General features: G+C 68.1%; 18 protein-coding genes. 8 read left to right on the plus strand and 10 right to left on the minus strand.

All coding sequences use genetic code 11. The annotated features are described in order from the left end of the window. Positions 1–14 precede the first annotated feature (14 nt). Positions 15–1,517: an Asp-tRNA(Asn)/Glu-tRNA(Gln) amidotransferase subunit GatB gene (gene gatB, locus VZC37_RS20140; protein ID WP_330435074.1), complete on the minus strand. Its 1,503-nt coding sequence runs from the start codon at positions 1,515–1,517 to the stop codon at positions 15–17. A 146-nt stretch (positions 1,518–1,663) separates the two neighbouring features. On the opposite strand from gatB, the gene VZC37_RS20145 reads away from it, so the two are divergent. Further along, positions 1,664–1,918, plus strand: a complete 255-nt coding sequence (locus VZC37_RS20145; protein WP_330435076.1) for a PspC domain-containing protein — start codon at positions 1,664–1,666, stop codon at positions 1,916–1,918. Positions 1,919–1,927: 9 nt separating this feature from the next. Here VZC37_RS20145 and VZC37_RS20150 read toward each other — a convergent pair whose 3' ends face one another. The 3 genes from VZC37_RS20150 to VZC37_RS20160 form a co-directional block, all read right to left on the minus strand. Continuing rightward, entirely contained in the window at positions 1,928–2,962 is a 1,035-nt protein-coding gene (locus VZC37_RS20150; protein WP_330435078.1) for a 6-phosphofructokinase, read from the minus strand. A 130-nt stretch (positions 2,963–3,092) separates the two neighbouring features. Next, positions 3,093–3,749 (minus strand): response regulator transcription factor, encoded by a 657-nt coding sequence (locus VZC37_RS20155; protein ID WP_330435080.1) that lies wholly within the window; start codon positions 3,747–3,749, stop codon positions 3,093–3,095. A 9-nt stretch (positions 3,750–3,758) separates the two neighbouring features. After that, positions 3,759–5,024, minus strand: a complete 1,266-nt coding sequence (locus tag VZC37_RS20160) for a sensor histidine kinase (RefSeq protein WP_330435082.1) — start codon at positions 5,022–5,024, stop codon at positions 3,759–3,761. 178 nt (positions 5,025–5,202) lie between these two features. On the opposite strand from VZC37_RS20160, the gene VZC37_RS20165 reads away from it, so the two are divergent. Together VZC37_RS20165 and VZC37_RS20170 are read left to right on the plus strand one after the other, a co-directional pair. Continuing rightward, complete coding sequence (locus tag VZC37_RS20165; protein ID WP_330435083.1) at positions 5,203–5,859, plus strand: hypothetical protein; 657 nt, start codon at positions 5,203–5,205, stop codon at positions 5,857–5,859. After that, positions 5,856–7,088 carry an alpha/beta-hydrolase family protein gene (locus VZC37_RS20170; RefSeq protein ID WP_330435085.1) on the plus strand — a complete coding sequence of 411 codons (1,233 nt, stop codon included), beginning with the start codon at positions 5,856–5,858 and terminating at the stop codon, positions 7,086–7,088. Before VZC37_RS20165 ends, VZC37_RS20170 begins: the two co-directional genes overlap by 4 nt. A 4-nt stretch (positions 7,089–7,092) precedes the next feature. On the opposite strand, the gene gatA is transcribed toward VZC37_RS20170, so the two are convergent. From gatA to VZC37_RS20190, 4 genes are all read right to left on the minus strand, one after another. Beyond that, positions 7,093–8,586, minus strand: coding sequence for an Asp-tRNA(Asn)/Glu-tRNA(Gln) amidotransferase subunit GatA (gene gatA / locus VZC37_RS20175; protein WP_330435087.1), 1,494 nt, complete (start codon positions 8,584–8,586; stop codon positions 7,093–7,095). Continuing rightward, positions 8,583–8,897, minus strand: coding sequence for an Asp-tRNA(Asn)/Glu-tRNA(Gln) amidotransferase subunit GatC (gatC, locus tag VZC37_RS20180; RefSeq protein ID WP_330435089.1), 315 nt, complete (start codon positions 8,895–8,897; stop codon positions 8,583–8,585). Before gatC ends, gatA begins: the two co-directional genes overlap by 4 nt. Before the next feature lie 108 nt (positions 8,898–9,005). Then, positions 9,006–9,596 (minus strand): antibiotic biosynthesis monooxygenase, encoded by a 591-nt coding sequence (locus VZC37_RS20185; protein WP_330435091.1) that lies wholly within the window; start codon positions 9,594–9,596, stop codon positions 9,006–9,008. A gap of 271 nt (positions 9,597–9,867) precedes the next feature. After that, complete coding sequence (locus VZC37_RS20190; protein WP_330435093.1) at positions 9,868–10,269, minus strand: VOC family protein; 402 nt, start codon at positions 10,267–10,269, stop codon at positions 9,868–9,870. Between the two features lie 116 nt (positions 10,270–10,385). Between VZC37_RS20190 and VZC37_RS20195 the strand changes: the two genes are divergently transcribed. Beyond that, the gene (locus VZC37_RS20195; RefSeq protein ID WP_330435095.1) at positions 10,386–11,054 is read left to right on the plus strand and encodes an ACT domain-containing protein; all 669 of its coding nucleotides are present in this window, start codon (positions 10,386–10,388) and stop codon (positions 11,052–11,054) included. 18 nt (positions 11,055–11,072) lie between these two features. Here the strand turns inward: VZC37_RS20195 and ligA are convergent, their stop codons facing one another. Together ligA and VZC37_RS20205 are read right to left on the minus strand one after the other, a co-directional pair. Then, the gene (gene ligA, locus VZC37_RS20200; RefSeq protein WP_330435520.1) at positions 11,073–13,148 is read right to left on the minus strand and encodes an NAD-dependent DNA ligase LigA; all 2,076 of its coding nucleotides are present in this window, start codon (positions 13,146–13,148) and stop codon (positions 11,073–11,075) included. Between the two features lie 92 nt (positions 13,149–13,240). Then, a complete protein-coding gene (locus VZC37_RS20205) occupies positions 13,241–13,639 on the minus strand; it encodes a universal stress protein (protein ID WP_330435097.1) in 399 nt (132 codons plus the stop codon). A gap of 97 nt (positions 13,640–13,736) precedes the next feature. Between VZC37_RS20205 and VZC37_RS20210 the strand changes: the two genes are divergently transcribed. From VZC37_RS20210 to VZC37_RS20225, 4 genes are read left to right on the plus strand one after another with little or no spacing between them, the layout of a single operon-like run. After that, entirely contained in the window at positions 13,737–14,753 is a 1,017-nt protein-coding gene (locus VZC37_RS20210) for a Bug family tripartite tricarboxylate transporter substrate binding protein (RefSeq protein WP_330435099.1), read from the plus strand. Then, the gene (locus VZC37_RS20215) at positions 14,750–15,292 is read left to right on the plus strand and encodes a tripartite tricarboxylate transporter TctB family protein (RefSeq protein ID WP_330435101.1); all 543 of its coding nucleotides are present in this window, start codon (positions 14,750–14,752) and stop codon (positions 15,290–15,292) included. The genes VZC37_RS20210 and VZC37_RS20215 overlap by 4 nt, the downstream gene beginning before the upstream one ends. 7 nt (positions 15,293–15,299) lie before the next feature. Then, a complete protein-coding gene (locus tag VZC37_RS20220; protein WP_330435103.1) occupies positions 15,300–16,802 on the plus strand; it encodes a tripartite tricarboxylate transporter permease in 1,503 nt (500 codons plus the stop codon). A gap of 28 nt (positions 16,803–16,830) precedes the next feature. After that, on the plus strand, positions 16,831–17,217 hold the full coding sequence (locus VZC37_RS20225) for an MmcQ/YjbR family DNA-binding protein (protein ID WP_330435105.1): 387 nt from the start codon (positions 16,831–16,833) through the stop codon (positions 17,215–17,217). Positions 17,218–17,238 lie beyond the last annotated feature (21 nt).

A 17,238-nucleotide genomic window follows, 5' to 3' on the forward strand; every position in this document is an offset into this window, starting at 1 on the left:
AGGAACGGCGTCGCTCAGGTACAGGCGGCGAGTACCAGTTCCTTGACCCGGGCGGGGTCGGCCTGCCCGCGCGTCGCCTTCATCACATCACCGACGATCTTGCCGGCCGCAGCCACCTTGCCACCGCGGATCTTCTCGGCGATGTCGGGGTTGTTGGCGAGCGCCTCGTCGACGGCCGTCTGCAGAGCCGAGTCGTCGCGGACCACCTCGAGACCGCGGTCGGCGACGACCTGTTCCGGTTCGCCCTCCCCGTCGAGCACACCGACGGCCACCTGCTGGGCCAGCTTGGTGGTCAGCTTGCCCTCGTCGACGAGACCGATGATCGTCGCCACCTGGGCGGGAGTGATCGGCAGGTCCGCGAGGTCGGTCTCGCGGCTGTTGGCCTGCTGGGCGAGGAACGACACCCACCAGCCACGGGCCGCCTCCACACCGGCACCGGCGTCGACGGTTGCGATGACCAGGTCGATCGCGCCGACGTTGACCAGGTCGCGCATCACCTCGTCGGAGACGCCCCAGTCGCCTTGGATACGCGCGCGCCGCACCCAGGGCATCTCCGGCAATGTCGTGCCCAGCTCGTCGATCCAGGACTTGTCCGGCTGCACCGGCGGCAGGTCGGGCTCCGGGAAGTAGCGGTAGTCCTCGGCGGTCTCCTTGCGCCGACCCGGCGACGTGGTGCCGTCGGCCTCGTGAAAGTGCCGTGTCTCCTGGACGATCTCCCCACCGGCGGTGAGCACCGCTGCCTGTCGGCGCATCTCGTAACGCACCGCGACCTCGACACTCTTGAGGGAGTTGACGTTCTTCGTCTCCGTGCGTGTGCCGAACTCCGCGGCGCCCTTGGGCATCAACGAGACATTGGCGTCACACCGCAGGGAGCCCTGATCCATCCGGACGTCGGACACGTCGAGTGCCTTCAACAGATCCCGCAGGGCGGTGACGTAGGCCCGGGCAACCTCCGGCGCGCGTTCACCGGCCCCGACGATGGGCTTGGTGACGATCTCCACGAGCGGCACGCCGGCGCGGTTGTAGTCGAGCAGCGAGTGGCTGGCACCGTGGATTCGTCCGGACCCGCCGATGTGCAACGACTTGCCCGTGTCCTCCTCCATGTGTGCGCGCTCGATCTCCACGCGCCACGGTGTGCCGTCGGGTAGTAGCAGCTCGAGGTACCCGTCGTAGGCGATCGGTTCGTCGTACTGGGAGATCTGATAGTTCTTGGGCTGATCAGGATAGAAGTAGTTCTTGCGAGCGAACACGCTCGACGGCCGGATCGAGCAGTTGAGGGCCAGGCCGATCCGGATCGCGGACTCGATCGCCTTCACGTTGGCGACCGGCAGCGAACCCGGCAGTCCGATGCACACCGGACACACCTGCGTGTTCGGCTCGGCGCCGAACGCGGTCGGGCAGCCGCAGAACATCTTGGTCGCGGTGCCGAGTTCGACGTGCACCTCGAGACCGAGGACTGGATCGAATTCTGCGATGACCTGGTCGTAATCGAGCAGTTCGGTGGCAGCGGCAGTCATGCTTGCCATCTTATGGGGCCGCCGGGAGCGTGGCGGCGCGGGTCGCCGACTCCCCCGGGCGGAAACCGGGGAGGAGATCAGGGTCATCCCCGATGCCCTCACACGTGGCGATGCGTAGCGTCGTGGTCAGAAGAAAGGAACCGACCATGACCACCACTGCTCCCGCACCCACACGATTGATGCGCTCCCGCGACGACGCCTGGCTGGGCGGTGTCTGCGGCGGCCTCGCCAAGCGGTTCGGGTGGGACGCGACCGTGATCCGGGTCCTGTTCGTGGCGTCGATCCTGTTGCCGGGACCCCAGGTGCTGCTCTATCTGGTGCTGTGGCTGATCATTCCGCGTGAGCCGAAGCCGACCCTGCCGACGACCTACCCGACCGCGTACCCGCCGAACACCGTCTGATCCGTCCCGTCATCCGAAGATGACGCGGATCTCCTGATACTGGTCCGCGGGCACCTGCTTGGGGTTGGCGAGTGCTTCGTCGAAGGTGATCCGGACAATGTCGGTGCCGCGCAGCGCGACCATCTTGCCCCACGCCCGGTCCGCGACCAGGTCGGCGACCGCCATCCCGAACCGGGTGGCCAGCACGCGGTCATAGGCGCTCGGGACGCCGCCGCGCTGGATGTGGCCGAGCACGGTGGAGCGGGTCTCGATACCGGTGCGCTCCTCGATGAGCGGGGCGAGCACTTCGCCGATCCCGCCGAGTCGCGGACGGTTGAAACCGTCGAGGCCCTTGACCGAGTACTCCTCCTTCATGTCGGGGAGTTTGAAACCCTCGGCCACGACCACCATCGGGGAGCGGCCACGGGAGCGAACGCCGGTCACCCACGCGCAGATCTGGTCGAGGCTCTCGGGCTGCTCGGGAATCAGGATCGCGTGGGCGCCGCCGGCGATCCCGGAATGCAGGGCGATCCAGCCGGCGTGGCGGCCCATCACCTCGAGCACCATGCACCGCTTGTGTGAGTTGCCGGTGGTGCGCAACCGGTCGATGGCCTCGGTGGCGATCTCCACCGCGGTGTTGAAACCGAAGGTGTAGTCGGTGGCATCGATGTCGTTGTCGATCGTCTTGGGGACGCCGACGATGTTGATCCCGTCCTCGAACAGACGCTTGGACGCCGAGGCCGTCCCCTCGCCGCCGAGAGCGATGACCCCGTCGATCCCGAGATTCTTCAGGACCTTCTTGATGTTGTCCGGGCCGCCGTCCGGCTCTTGGTAGGGCCCGAATCGACTGGTACCCAGGATGGTTCCGCCCTCGTGCGACAGACCGCGCACGGATGCGCGATTGAGTTCCACGATGTCGCCGTACACCAGGCCGTGCCAGCCGTCCTTGAAGCCGACGAACTCATGTCCGTAGACAGTTCCACCCTTGAGAACCGCTCCGCGGATCACCGCGTTCAGTCCAGGGCAATCACCGCCGCTGGTGAGAATGCCGAACCTCTTGGCCATCGCCGTGGAACCTCCCTGTCGACCACCTGTGCAACGTTCCCAATCAATCTAGTTGGCGGGGCGTCGCCGCGCCGGGTGTCGCCATCACCTGACGCGTTTGCCAGGTGAACGTTCGGTGTCGGCGAGCCACTCACTTGAGTCCGTTCTCGTAGGCGAAGACGACGGCCTGGGCTCGATCCCGCAGGCCGAGCTTCCCGAGCACGCTGCTGACGTGGGTCTTGACGGTCTGCTCGGACACGAACAACTGCTCGGCGATCTCGCCATTGGACCGGCCGTCGGACACCAGGTCGAGCACCTCGCGTTCACGTGGGGTGAGTTGCTCGGCCGCCCGACTGCGCGGTGTGCGGGATCGGCGCGAGGTGACCTCCGCGATCAACCGCCGGGTCACCGACGGCGCGAGCAACGCTTCACCGGCGGCGACGACGCGCACGGCACGGACGAGTTCGTCCGCGGGGGCATCCTTCAACATGAACCCGGACGCGCCGATGCGCAATGCCTCGTAGACGTAGTCGTCGATGTCGAAAGTGGTCAACATCAGCACGCGCGTCGGGTCGGATCGGCCCGAGGCCGAGCGCAGGATCTCCTCGGCCGCCCGCAGTCCGTCCTTGCGCGGCATGCGCACATCCATCAGCACCACATCGGGCCGGACCCGGGCGCAGAGGTCGACGGCGTCGACCCCGTCGGCCGCATCGCCGAGCACCGAGATGTCGGGTTGGGCCCCGAGCAATGCCGAGAATCCCTGCCGGACCATTGCCTGATCGTCGACGACCACCACCGTCACAGCCACACCGACAGCCTATTCGCCGACGGTCGGCACCGACCCGACGGCGCCCAGCGCGCCGACGTGGTGGGGTGGGATGACGGCACGGACCACGAAGCCGCCGTCGGCGGTCGGCTCGGTGGTCAGCACTCCGCCGACCGCGGCCGCGCGCTCGACCATCCCCGGAATACCCGTGCCGGGTCCGGGAAGCCGGACCGGCTCGCCGGTGGGCGCGGAATTGCGCGCGCACACTTCGACCGCGCCATCGGCAGTCGGACTGATCGTGATGTCGACCCGGGCGCCCGGCGCGTGGCGCGTGGCGTTCGCGAGGCTCTCCTGCACGATGCGATAGATCACCAGACCCGCTGCCGCGCCGACCTTCTCGTGATCGACCAGATCGGAGAGGTCGACGGCGGCACCGGTCATCCGGGTCTGTGTCACCAGCGCCGGGACGTCGTCGAGACCGGGGTTGGGTGCGGCGGACGCCTCGCCGTCGGTGCGTAGGACACCGAGCAACTGGCGCACCTCGTCGAGTGATGCGCGCGCCGAGACCGCGATCGCGTCGAACTCGGCGGCCGCCTCGTCGCTGACGTCGCCGAGTCGGTACCGGGCCGTCTGCGCCATCACGACGACGACCGACATCCGGTGCGCGACAACGTCATGCAGGTCACGGGCGATGCGCGCCCGCTCCTGCAGGATCGCTTTCTGCGATTCGACCAACTCAGTCTGCTCCGCGCTCTCAGCGAGTTGGCGTCGAGAGTTGAGCAGGATCCGCAGCAACGCCACCACCACCGCCAGAACGGTGAGACCGAACGCCCACCCGGCGCGGGCTTCGGCCGGCGCGGCGAGTACGAACACGATGACCGTGCTGACCCACACGACCGGAACCCATCGCAACGAGCAGCGCAGGTAGGCGAAGAAGGTCAGGACCAGCAACGAGATGATGTGGGTCACCTGGATCGACCACGGCCACCCGTTGACCGTCGGCACCAGCAGCCCGATCAACTGCGCGGAGACCACCGAGATGGCCCATCCGGTGACCGGTGCCGCCCAGGCCAGCGCGACCGGTAGCGACGCGAACGCCGCCGCGACCGGCAGGGCGTAGTCCGGCATCGAATGCGTCATCACCAGCGTCGGCCAGGAAACCGCGAACAGGATCAGCGCGACCAGCAGGAAGAACCAGTTGACCGGCGAACTCACATACCGCTGCACACCCGGATCCTGCGCCGCCGGCATCTCGCGGACGCCACGCATCGTCGCCGCACCTGCCGTCGCCGCCAGGGATCGCACACGTCGGAACATCGTCATCACCTCGCCCACACCGTAGGTCGCCCGACCACCGCCCGTCCTCATACTTTCGGGGGATTCCGCCGTCACCCCCAGGGTGAGATCGGCCGCGTCCTCCGCACCCAACGGACTCCTCCCGGTTCACTGCCCCGACCGATGTGGGCGGGCGCTCCCGATTGACACCTTCTAGTCCATGACACAGCACCGCATTCCCCGGCGTCGATACCGCCGCCTGCGTCTGACTCTCGTTCTCCTGCTCTCGGTCACAACACTTCTCGGGGCGACCGTCGCGACGTCGCAGGCGCAGCCCGCAGTCGCCGGTCCCGATGGACGGGTCGAGTTCGCCCCGGTCCGAGCGGATCTCGCGACGCCGGCGGGACGGATCGTCTGGGATCTCACCACCGACCGACACGACCGGGCGGCGGAGCTCTTGCCCGCCGGGTTCGCGGCGGAGTTCGGCTATCGACCCGAAGTGGACCGGGGCTACCCGATCGATCCCGACGGCGGGTGCTCGTCACCCGTACCTCTCCCCGATCGATTTGAGATCCTCTGCCGCACACACGACTTCGGCTACGATGTGCTGCGGTTTGCCGACCGGTCAGGGCTGCGGCTAGGCGGGTGGGCGCGACTGAGGCTGGATCGGATGCTCGTCGAGCGCATGCACGCGTCGTGCACGTCTCCCATCTGTCACATCGCAGCAACCGCCGCGGATCTCGGCCTCCGGCTCAACACGTGGCGCCAATTCGACGGTCCGCCGGGCTCGCCGGAGTCGGCCGCCGAGATCATGTCGTCCGGGATGGGCCGCTCCTGGGCCGCGTTCGTGGATCGCGGAACGGAGCAGTCCCGATGATCACCGCGCCCGACGTCGCTGTCGACCGTCTGCGTTTTCCACGACGGGCGTCCGTCGGCCTGCCGCACCCGCTGGTCAGCTGCCTGGCGGCGTTCGGTGCGGTGGCGGCACTGTGGCCGTCGGGGCTGCCGCGTTCCTCGCTGATATCGGCCGCGCTGGTGGCCGGATGCGTCGCGGTGGCGACCATCACGGGGCTACTGCTCGCCCGACGGCGCCCGGTGCCCCCGGTGGGTGCGGTCGCCGCAGCCGCGGGCGGGGTCGGCGCGACCTGGATCGCGGCTCTGATCAGCGGGGCGTGGCAGAACGACCTGCGGTCGGACCTCGGGGCGCCGCCGGTGGGGGCCGAGTGGGTCGTGATGTCCGCGCTGTCGGCGATGGTCGTGTTCGGGCTGGTCGTGTGGCTTCCCCGTACCACCGCGGTCGGATGTGCGATGATCGCCGCGCTCGTCGCCGGTGCACTACCCGCCGGCGCCGACGACGGCCCTGCCGAGCCCCCACCGACGCCCGCCGGCGTGCTGTACGGGCCGGGCGAGGCGGGCTCCGCCGACCAACGCGCCGCCGAGCTCGTCGCCCGGTGGGTCGGTGACGGCGGTCTGGATCGCGAGGCCGTGGTGATCGCGGTACCGACCGGATCGGGGTGGGTGGATCCGTCCGCGGTGCGGGGCTATGTCGACCGCTTCGGCGGCGACGTCGACGTGCTGGCGTTGCAATACTCGGCTCGTCCCTCGTGGCAGACATTCGTCGCGGACCGGTCCGCGGCGGGTCACAGCGCGATCGTCCTCCTCCGTGCCGTCCTCGACACGGTCGCCGGCCGGGCTCCGGGCGAACGCCCGGCCGTCCACGTGTACGGACAGAGCGTCGGGGCGGTCGGCGCGGAGGCCGCGCGGGTGTGGGCGGTTGCCGAACGACCGGGCGCGGTCACCGAGACGGTGCTGTCCGGGGTGCCCGGCGACAGCGTGGCTCGTCGCAGCGGCGACGACTCGGATCGCGTGATCCTCGCGAACGCCTCCGACCCGATACCGCGGTGGTCCCTGGCGTCGATCTGGCGGCCGACGCGGCAACCACACGACGCCCGGATCGTCGGCCGCCCGGCACGTCAGCCACCGTGGCTTCCGGTCATCGGGTTCCTGCAGACCTCCGCCGACCTGCTGGGCTCACTCGACGGGGATCCCGGCGTCGGGCACCGTTACGGCGCGAGTCAGACGTCGAGTCTGTCGGACGCCGGCTGACGCGTCACGCGATGGGTCCGCGGGCCGCCTCGTAGGCCGCGCCGACCCGGTACAGCCGATCGTCGGCGAGGGCCGGCGCCATGATCTGGAGACCGACCGGCATGCCGTCGTCGGCCGACAGCCCCGACGGCACCGACATCGCACCCACACCGGCCAGGTTGACCGGCAGTGTGCACAGGTCGAACAGGTACATCGCCAGCGGATCGTCGACCTTCTCCCCCAGCGCGAAAGCCGTTGTCGGCGTGGTGGGTGACACGAGGACGTCGACCTTCTCGTACGCGGCAGCGAAATCGCGGGCGATCAGGGTCCGCACCTTCTGCGCCTGTCCGTAGTAGGCGTCGTAGTAGCCCGACGACAGGGCGTAGGTGCCGATCATGATGCGGCGCTTGACCTCGGGCCCGAATCCGGCGTCGCGGGTCAGCGCCATCACCTCTTCGGCACTGTGGGTGCCGTCGTCACCCACACGCAGGCCGTAGCGCATCGCGTCGAATCGTGCGAGGTTCGACGACACCTCCGACGGCAGGATCAGGTAGTAGGCGCCCAGTGCGTAGCTGAAGTGCGGGCACGAGACCTCGACGACCTCCGCACCGCGTTCGGTGAGCACCGCCAACGCCGCGCGGAACGAGTCGAGCACGCCCGACTGATATCCCTCGCCCTGCAGCTCTTTCACGACGCCGATCTTCACCCCGGACAGATCCTGTTCCGCCCCGAAGCGTGCGGCACCGACCACGTCGGGCACCGGCGCATCGATGGAGGTCGAGTCGCGCTGATCGTGACCGGCGATCACGGTGTGCAGCATCGCGGTGTCGAGAACTGTGCGGCCACACGGGCCACCCTGGTCCAGCGAGGACGCGCAGGCCACCAGCCCGTACCGCGACACCGTGCCGTAGGTGGGTTTGACACCGACGGTCGCGGTGACCGCGGCCGGCTGCCGGATGGAGCCGCCGGTGTCGGTGCCGATGGCGAGCGGGGCCTGATATGAGGCGAGAGCGGCAGCGCTGCCGCCACCGGAGCCGCCCGGAATCCTGTTGGTGTCCCACGGATTACGGGTCACCTGGTAGGCCGAGTTCTCCGTCGAACTCCCCATGGCGAACTCGTCCATGTTCGTCTTGCCGAGGATCGGGATGCCGGCGGCGCGCAATCGTTCGGTGACCGCCGCGTCGTACGGCGGCACCCAGCCCTCCAGAATGCGCGACCCGCATGTCGTCGGCGCGTCGACGGTGGTGAAGACGTCCTTCAGCGCGATCGGGACGCCGGCGAGCGGCGAGAGTTGCTCGCCTGCCGCGATCGAGTCGTCGGCGGCCTTGGCCGCGACTAGCGCCTCGGCACCGCTGACATGCAGGAAAGCCCCCAGTTCCCCGTCGATCTCGGCGATCCGGTCCAGGTGCGCCTGGGTGACCTCGACCGACGACAACTCGCGGTTCGCGATCTTGTCGGCCAGATCGGCGGCGGTCATCCCGGTGAGGTCACCGGCGGTGCGAGCGGACGACGCTGTCATTGTTCCTCCCCGAGGATCTGTGGGACGGCGAACCTGTCCTGTTCGACTCGGGGGGCACCGGACAGCGCCTGATCGGTGGTCAACCCGGGGACCACGACGTCGGGGCGCAGCACATTGGCCAGCTCGGCGGGGTGGGCGGTGCCGGGGACGTCGTCGGCGGCCACCTCGGCGACCTGGGCGACGTGCGCCAGGATCGAGTCGAGCTGCTGGGCGTACTGATCGAGTTCGTCCTCGGTCAGCGCCAACCGGGACAGCCGAGCCAGATGCGCGACCTCCTCCCGGGAGATCGCCGACTCTGATCCGCTGGACATGCCGCGTCCTTTCTCGCCGTGTCTGATTCTTGCCGTGTCTGATTCTTGCCGTGACTGGGCAATCCCCACCAGCCTATGGGAGCCGTGCCGGGTCCCGTGACGCGGAGGTCAGTGCAGCCACCGTTTCAGCCGAGCGGTCAACCACGGCAGCACCAGATAGACCATGAGCGGCGTGTTGATGAGGGTCGCGACGAGTGTGGTGACCACCACGGGTACGCCGTCGAGATGACCGATGACCAGCACGTTGATGAGCACCGACAGCGGGAAGAAGCCCAGCCAGATGGTGATCGCCTGCTTCCAGCGTGGCGGTGGCGCACCGTGGACGCGTACCGCCTGGGTCAGATGTTGTTGCGGCTCGAACCATCCCTCGATGCCCGACAGCCGATGCGTCGCATAGTCGACCGCGACACCCTCACCGCGGGAGAGCCACGCCTTGCGCACCGGCGACGACACCCAGTCGTCCATCGTCTGCTCGTCGGCGAACCGATAGACCACGTAGTACTCGTTGTCGATGCGGGAGTTCCGCAGCCACCCGCCGCCGAGAAAGCCCGGGAAGGTCCGGGCGAGTGCGATTCCCGCGTCGGTCCAGCTCACGAAGTCGTGCTCGCGCCCGGGAGCTATCCGGCGTGCCACCGACGCGGTGACCTGTGTGGAGGCCTCCGACGTGTCGGCGGACGGCGGGTCGTCGTCGATTGCCATGGCCCCATGGTGACCGTCGGGGGCGTCGTGCGCACACCGTGAGCGCGCGGAAGTCGGGCTCCAGCCGCTGGTCGAGTGCGACGAACGGAGTGAGGAGCGAATCGAGACCTCCGTCACCGGGATCTCGATACGCCGCAGTCTCGCAAGCTCGCCCGCGGCTACTCGATCAACGGGTGAAGGGGGCCGCCCGCGGCACTCGATCAGCGGGTGGACGGGGTCGTCCGCGGCTACTCGATCAACGGACAGAGATGACGCATCTCGATCGCGGAGATCAGACGAGGGTGTAGAACTCCAGCGCGATGTCGTCGGGATCGCGGAATGCCACGAGCGACCCGGTCCTGCCCTCGACGATCTCGCCGTGCGGGATCGAGTGTTGATCGAGAACGGCGACCCACAACTGGAGTTCGGCGAGGTCGGCGACGGCGAACGACAGGTGGTCAAGACCTGTCCGATGCTCGTCGAACGTGCCGGTGACAGCCGAATCATTGTGGGCGACAAGGCTGATGGGCGGCGTGTCGGGCCGGTTCAGGAGCGCCTTGTCCAATCCGCCGGCCGTCCAGCGTGCCACCTCGGCAAACCCGAGGACTCGGGTGTACCACTCGATGGATGCCGCCAGGTCGGTCACCGTCAATGCGGCGTGATGCAGTCCGTGCAGCGGCGGTGTTCCGGTCACGCCGATCACCGTAGTCGGCCGGGATCACGGCCACCAGCAGTATCGCGGCAACCGATCGGCACCCCGGCGCCATCCGCGACCCTCTCGTCACACGACGGTCACAGCGCAGTGCGACAATGGCCCGCGTGTCGTACCTGCTGCGCGTCTACCTCGAGGATCGACCGGGCAGCCTCGGTCTGCTCGCCGTCCAGCTCGGATCGGTGGGCGCCGACATCCTCTCCCTCGAGGTCGTCGAACGTGGAGAGGGCTATGCGGTCGATGATCTGGTGGTCGACATCGCACCCGGTTCCCTGCCCGACGGCCTCATCACCGCGGCAGAGAAGCTGAAGGGTGTTCGGGTCGACTCGATCCGCCCGTACGCCGGGGTGCTGGACACCCACCGCGAGCTGGAGCTGGTGGACCAGGTGGCCACCGCCGACAACGACCGGCTCCAGGTGCTGGTGGACAATGCGCCACGCGTTCTGCGGGTCTCGTGGGCGATGGTGATCACCAGCGCCAGCGGTGGCGTGCTGCAGTTGTTCGGCAGCTCCGGGGCCCCGGAGACCCCACTGACCCGGGCGGACTGGCTGCCGATCGGTCGCGCCACCCAACTCGACGAGACGGCCGAGTGGGTTCCCGAGGCGTGGCAGGACATGGACACCCGGCTGGCCGCCGCACCACTGGGCGACGGCGCGAAGGCAGTTCTGCTCGGTCGCATCGGCGGGCCCGACTTCCGCCCGTCGGAGATCGCGCGCCTGGGCTATCTGGCCGGGATCGTCAGCACGGTGTTGCGCGCGGACAGCTGAAGTCAGGCCCCAACTGAGTCAGGCCCCGTCTGAGTCAGGCCCCGTGGCCGCCTCACCGGTCTCCAGCAGTTGCTTGAACCCGTCCTCGTCGAGAATCGGCACCCCCAACTGCTCCGCCTTGGCGGCCTTCGTGCCCGGCGAGTCGCCGACGACGACGTAGTCGGTTTTCTTCGAGACCGATCCCGACGCCTTGCCGCCGCGCTGCAGGATCGCCTCCTTGGCGCCGTCGCGGGAGAAGTCCTGCAATGACCCGGTCACCACAACCGTCTTGCCCTCCAGTGTCCGGGCGATGGATTCGTCCCGCTCGTCCTCCATGGAAACCCCGGCGGCGCGCCACTTCTCGACGACATCCCGATGCCAATCGACCGTGAACCAGTCCCGGATGCTCTGCGCGAGGGTTATCCCGAGTCCCTCGACCTCGGCGAGTTCCTCGGCTGTCGCGTCCTCGATGGCCTGCAGCGAGCCGAATTCTGTTGCGAGCGCGCGCGCCGCGGTCGGCCCGACGTGCCGGATGGACAGTCCGACGAGCACACGCCACAACGGAACCTTCTTTGCACCTTCGAGATTGGCCAGCAGCCGTTTCCCGTTGGCCGACAGGGCACCCGCCTTCGTGCGGAACAGGTCGGTCGTGGTCAGGTCGTCGGCAGTGAGCGAGAACAGGTCCCCCTCGTTGGTCAGCACACCCGACGTCAGCAACGCGGTGGCGGCCTCGTAGCCGAGCGCCTCGATGTCGAAGGAACCGCGGCCGGCGAGGTGGAAGAGCCGCTCACGTAACTGCGCCGGACAGGATTGGGAGTTGGGGCAACGGATGTCGGCGTCGCTGTCCTTCTCGGGCCGCAGCGATGTACCGCATTCCGGGCAGTGCGTCGGCATCACGAACTCGCGCTCGCTGCCGTCACGAACATCCACGACGGGCCCGAGGACCTCGGGGATGACATCGCCGGCCTTGCGGATGGTGACGGTGTCACCGATCAGCACGCCCTTGCGGCGGACCTCGGATTCGTTGTGCAGGGTGGCCCGCGACACTGTCGAACCCGCGACGAGGACCGGCTCCATGAACGCGAACGGCGTGACGCGACCGGTTCTCCCGACGCCGACCTTGATGTCGAGGAGCTCGGTGGTCGCCTCTTCCGGCGGATACTTGTACGCGATTGCCCAGCGGGGCGCACGAGACGTGGAGCCGAGACGTCGCTGCAGCGTGACGTCGTCGAGTTTCACCACGATGCCGTCGATCTCGTGCTCGACGTCGTGCCGATGCTCGCCCCAGTACCCGACCTTGTCCAGGATCTCCTGCGCGCCGCCCACTTTGGTGGTGTGATCCGACACCGGAAGTCCCCATGCACCGAGGGCGAGGTAGGCGTCGTGCAGCGACTTCGGTCGCCACCCCTCGGTATGGCCGATGCCGTGGCAGATCATCCGGAGCCGACGACGAGCGGTCACCTGCGGGTTCTTCTGACGCAGCGATCCGGCTGCGGAGTTCCGAGGATTGGCGAACGGCGGCTTCCCGTCGGCGACGAGAGAGGCGTTGAGTGCCTCGAAATCCTCGACCCGGAAGAAGACCTCGCCGCGGACCTCGAGCTCATGGGGTATGGGGAAGTCGGAGTTCTCGGTCAGCCGCTGCGGGACGTCGTCGATGGTGCGCGCGTTGAGGGTGACGTCCTCCCCCGTCCGCCCGTCCCCGCGGGTGACCGCGCGGGTGAGAGTGCCGTCGGTGTAGACCAACGAGAGCGCCACGCCGTCGATCTTGAGCTCGCACAGGAAATCGGCCTCCGGGCCGGTCTCGACATGGACACGGTCGACCCAGGCGCGCATCTCGTCGGCGTCGAACACGTTGTCCAGGGACAGCATCCGCTCGAGGTGGTCGACCGGGGTGAAGGCGGTCGAGAAGCCGCCACCGACCAGCTTCGTGGGGGAATCCGGCGTTGCGAGTTCGGGGTGGGCGTCCTCCAGCTCCTGCAGTTCGCGCAGCAGCCGGTCGAACTCGCCGTCGGTGATGATCGGCGCGTCCTTGACGTAATAGCGGAACTGGTGGTCGCGGATCTCCTCGGCCAGCGCGGTCCACTTCTCGCGCAGCTCGCTGCTCACATCCGACATGTCGCCTTGTGCTGCCACGTCATGAGCCTATCGAAGGCCCCCGACACGTCGAGATCGTCGCTGTCGACGCATGTCCGGCGACCTGCACCGGCTCAGGTTTTCACCACGAGCACCGGCATCGGTGCCTTCATCACCACCTGGCGCACCGTCGAACCCATCACCAATTTGCCCACCGCCGAACGCTCCTTGCTGCCGATGACCAGGAACTCGGCGTCGACGCGTGTGGCCAGATCCACGATCACGTCCGCGAGATTCCCGAGGGTCGCCTCGTTGACCACCTGCCAGTCGGGCGCCGGAGCCGTCCCCGCGGCGAGCTGCCGGGAGACCTCGTCCTCGACAATCGCTGTCGCGGAACGGTCCTCGGCATGCTCCGCGGTGTCGGTCACGTTGAGCACCACCAACTCCGTCTGGTGGATCGACGCCTCCCGGGCAGCGACCCGCAATGCGGCACGACCGGCCGGGGTTCTGCTGAACGCCACGCCGATCGTCACGCGGCTCACAGTAATGCGGCGAAGCCGATGTGACAAGCGTCACACATGTGACAGGATCGGCGGACGAGTGTGGCGGAACAAGAGGTTGGTGGTGCTGATGGCTTCCGGGTCGACGGCCACGCGACAGCGGGCCCTGCAGGCGGTCGGCGTGGTGATCGTCGTCATCGTCGCCACGCTCGCGGTGATCGAGGCCCGCGGGGCGTCGAGCGAGGGTGGTGCGCGCTCGAAGCTGACCCTGATCGCCCCGGCCGCCGTCGGCGGTGGGTGGGATCTCGTCGCACGCGAATCCCAGCAGGCGCTGCGCAGTGACGGCATCGTCAACACCGTCAACGTGGTCAACATCCCCGGCGCCGGTGGCACCATCGGCCTGTCCCAGCTCGTGGGTCTCGAGGGAGACGGCCAGACACTCATGGTCACGGGCACGGTGATGCTGGGCGGGATCGCCCAGGCCGGCAGCTCCACCACCCTCGACGACACCACCGCGATCACCCGCCTGGCAGAGGATTTCGAGGTCATCGCGGTACCCGAATCGTCGCCGTACGAGACTCTCGACGACTTCATCGAGGCGTGGCGTCGCGACCCGGCGGCGATCCCGATCGGCGGTGGCTCGGCCGGCGGGATCGACCATCTCGTGGCCGCCCAGTTGGCGCAGGCGGTCGGACTCGCGCCCACCGACCTCGTGTACACCCCGCACAGTGGCGGCGGTGAGCTCACCCTGTCGCTCACCTCCACGGCGGCCGGCACCGTCAACGTCGGGATCAGCGGTTACAACGACTTCCGTGACCTCATCGACGGTGGTCGGTTGCGCGCGCTGGCCGTCGTCGCACCCGAACCCCTACCGGGAGTGGATGTCCCGACGATGATCGACCTCGGCTATCCGCAGGTCGACCTGGTGAACTGGCGCGGATTCGTCGCACCCCCGGGGATCAGCAACTCCGAGCGCAGCGAACTCATCGCGATCGTCGAAGAGATGATCAAGACCGAGAGCTGGCAGGAGGCGATCGAGATCAACCGTTGGGTGGAGAGCTTCGCCCAGGGCGAGGTGTTCGCGGAGTTCATCGACGTCGAACAGCAGCGGATCACCGATCTGACGAAGGAGTTGGGTTTGGTATGACCGGCGACTCAGGCACCGCGACCCCGAGCGCATCACCGCGGCGCGACTACGGCGAACTGATCATTCCGGCCGTGCTCGTTCTGGTCGGCACGGTTGTGGTCGCCGGGATCGTCACGATGGACGAGGCAGGCGACGGAGGACTGTTCGGGGCCAAGGCATTCCCGTGGATCGTCGCCGTGCTCTGCTACGTGGTGGCGGTCCTCATGGCGGTCTCCGTGTTCCGGCCGACGCCTCGGCCGCCATCGGCCGACCCCGGCGACGAGGCCGACCTGATCCTCGATCACGGGCACGCACCGGCAGAGGCCAGCAATTGGCGGTCGGTCGTGATCGTCGTCGGTGGCGTCCTGTTGTTCATCCTGATACTCGAGCCGATCGGGTGGCTGATCTCCGGGACCCTCTTGTTCGCCATCGTCGCTGTCGGTCTGGGTGCCCGCAACCACATCGCGAGCGTGCTCGGCGGACTCGGTATCGCCGCGGTGATCCAACTGGCGTTCAGCGGTCTGCTCGGGATCTACATCCCGCCGGGCATCCTGGGGTGAGCACACCATGGATCAACTGAGCAACCTGATCACCGGCTTCGGCGACGTCTTCACGCTCAACAACTTGCTGTTCGTTCTCGTCGGCGCCCTGCTGGGGACGGCTGTCGGCGTGCTGCCCGGCCTCGGTTCGGCCATGGCGGTCGCGCTGCTGCTGCCGTTGACCGCGAGCCTGAATCCGTTGGGCGCCCTCGCGATGTTCGCCGGCGTCTATTTCGGTGGTCTGTTCGGCGACTCCATCGCCGGCATCCTGATGAACACGCCGGGCAACAGTACGGCGATCGCGTCGTCGTTGGAGGGCCACCGTATGGCCCGGTCGGGGCGGGCCCCGCAAGCCCTTGCGACCGCTGCGATCGGCGCGTTCCTCGGCGGCATCATCGCGACCGTGCTCGTCGTGTTCTTCGCACCGGCCATGGCGGATGCGGCGACCAGATTCGGCCCGGCGGAATTCTTCGCGCTCGCGGTGTTCGCGTTCGTCGCGATCTCGACCGTGGTGTCGGACTCGGCGGTACGCGGCCTCGCGGGACTGGCGATCGGTCTCGCCATCGCGATGGTCGGCATCGATCAGCCGACCGGTACCGAGCGGCTCACCTTCGGTGTCCGCACACTGTTCGACGGGATCGACATCGTGGTGATCACCGTCGCGTTGCTCGCGCTGGGCGAGGTGATCTACCAGGCCTCGCGCATCGGTCGACCCGATGAGGCCCAACTGCTCTCCAGCGGCGGACGGCCCTTCCTCAGTCGCGGCGAGTTCCGTCAGGCGCTTCCCGCCTGGTTGCGCGGCACCGGTTTCGGTGTGCCGTTCGGCGTGATCCCCGCCGGCGGCGCCGAAGTGCCGACCTTCCTGTCCTACGGCGCCGAGCGCACTCTGGCGCGCCGGCGCAAGGACTCACAGTTCGGCAAGGGTGCCATCGAGGGCGTGGCCGGGCCGGAGGCGGCCGGCAACGCGACCGCGGGTACCGCGATGGGCGCACTGCTGGCATTGGGGCTGCCGACGTCGGCCACCGCTGCGGTGTTGCTGATCGCGTTCCGCCAGTACGGCATGCAACCCGGTCCGCTGTTGTTCGAGCGCAACGGGGAGATCGTGTGGGCATTGCTGGCCAGCTTGTTCATCGCGATGGTCGTGCTGCTGATCCTGAACCTGCCGATGGCCCCGCTGTGGGCAAATCTCCTCAAGGTGCCCAAGGCGTACCTGTACGCCGGCATCGCCCTGCTGGCGGCCTTCGGCGTCTACGTGGCAGCGTCGAGCGTCACCGATCTGCTGATCATGCTGGCGCTGGGCCTGCTCGGATTCGTGATGCGACGCTACGACGTGCCGATCGCCCCGGTGCTGATCGCCGTGATCCTCGGGCCACTCGCGGAGTACTCACTGCGCGACGCCATGGTCAACTCCGGCAACGATCCGATGGTGCTGATCAGCAGTCCGATCACGATCGTCCTTTACACGGTGCTGATCGCGGGGGTTGTATGGGCGGTGATCCGCCGACGACGAACTGTCAGCGCGGATTTCTGAATCCGATCACGACCGAGCGAGGCCCCGCATGCCGCACCCGATCATGTTCTCCGACGACGACCCGTATCTGCTGCGTGTCCGCGAAGTCGCGCTGGCTCTGCCCGATACGACCGAGGTCGTCGCGCACGGGCGGCCGACATTTCGGTGCGGCAAGATGTTCGGCAATTACGGGGGCAGCGTCAAGGGCAGCCAGGACCGCCACGACCAGTCGCTGCTCTTCATCCCGGACACATCGGAGCGGGAGGCTCTGCTCGCGGATTCCCGGTTCTATCTGCCCGCCTACCTCGGGGCGTACGGCTGGCTGGGCATCCTGCTCGACGACGACACCGACTGGATCGAGGTGTCGGAATTGCTCGACGCGAGCTATCGGCAGATCGCACCCAAGAAGTCGATCGCGAAACTCGAGTCCCGGTAGGCCACTGCCGGACCGGCGCGC

It is taken from the genome of Gordonia sesuvii, from assembly GCF_036350415.1.
Lineage (GTDB): Bacteria > Actinomycetota > Actinomycetes > Mycobacteriales > Mycobacteriaceae > Gordonia > Gordonia sesuvii.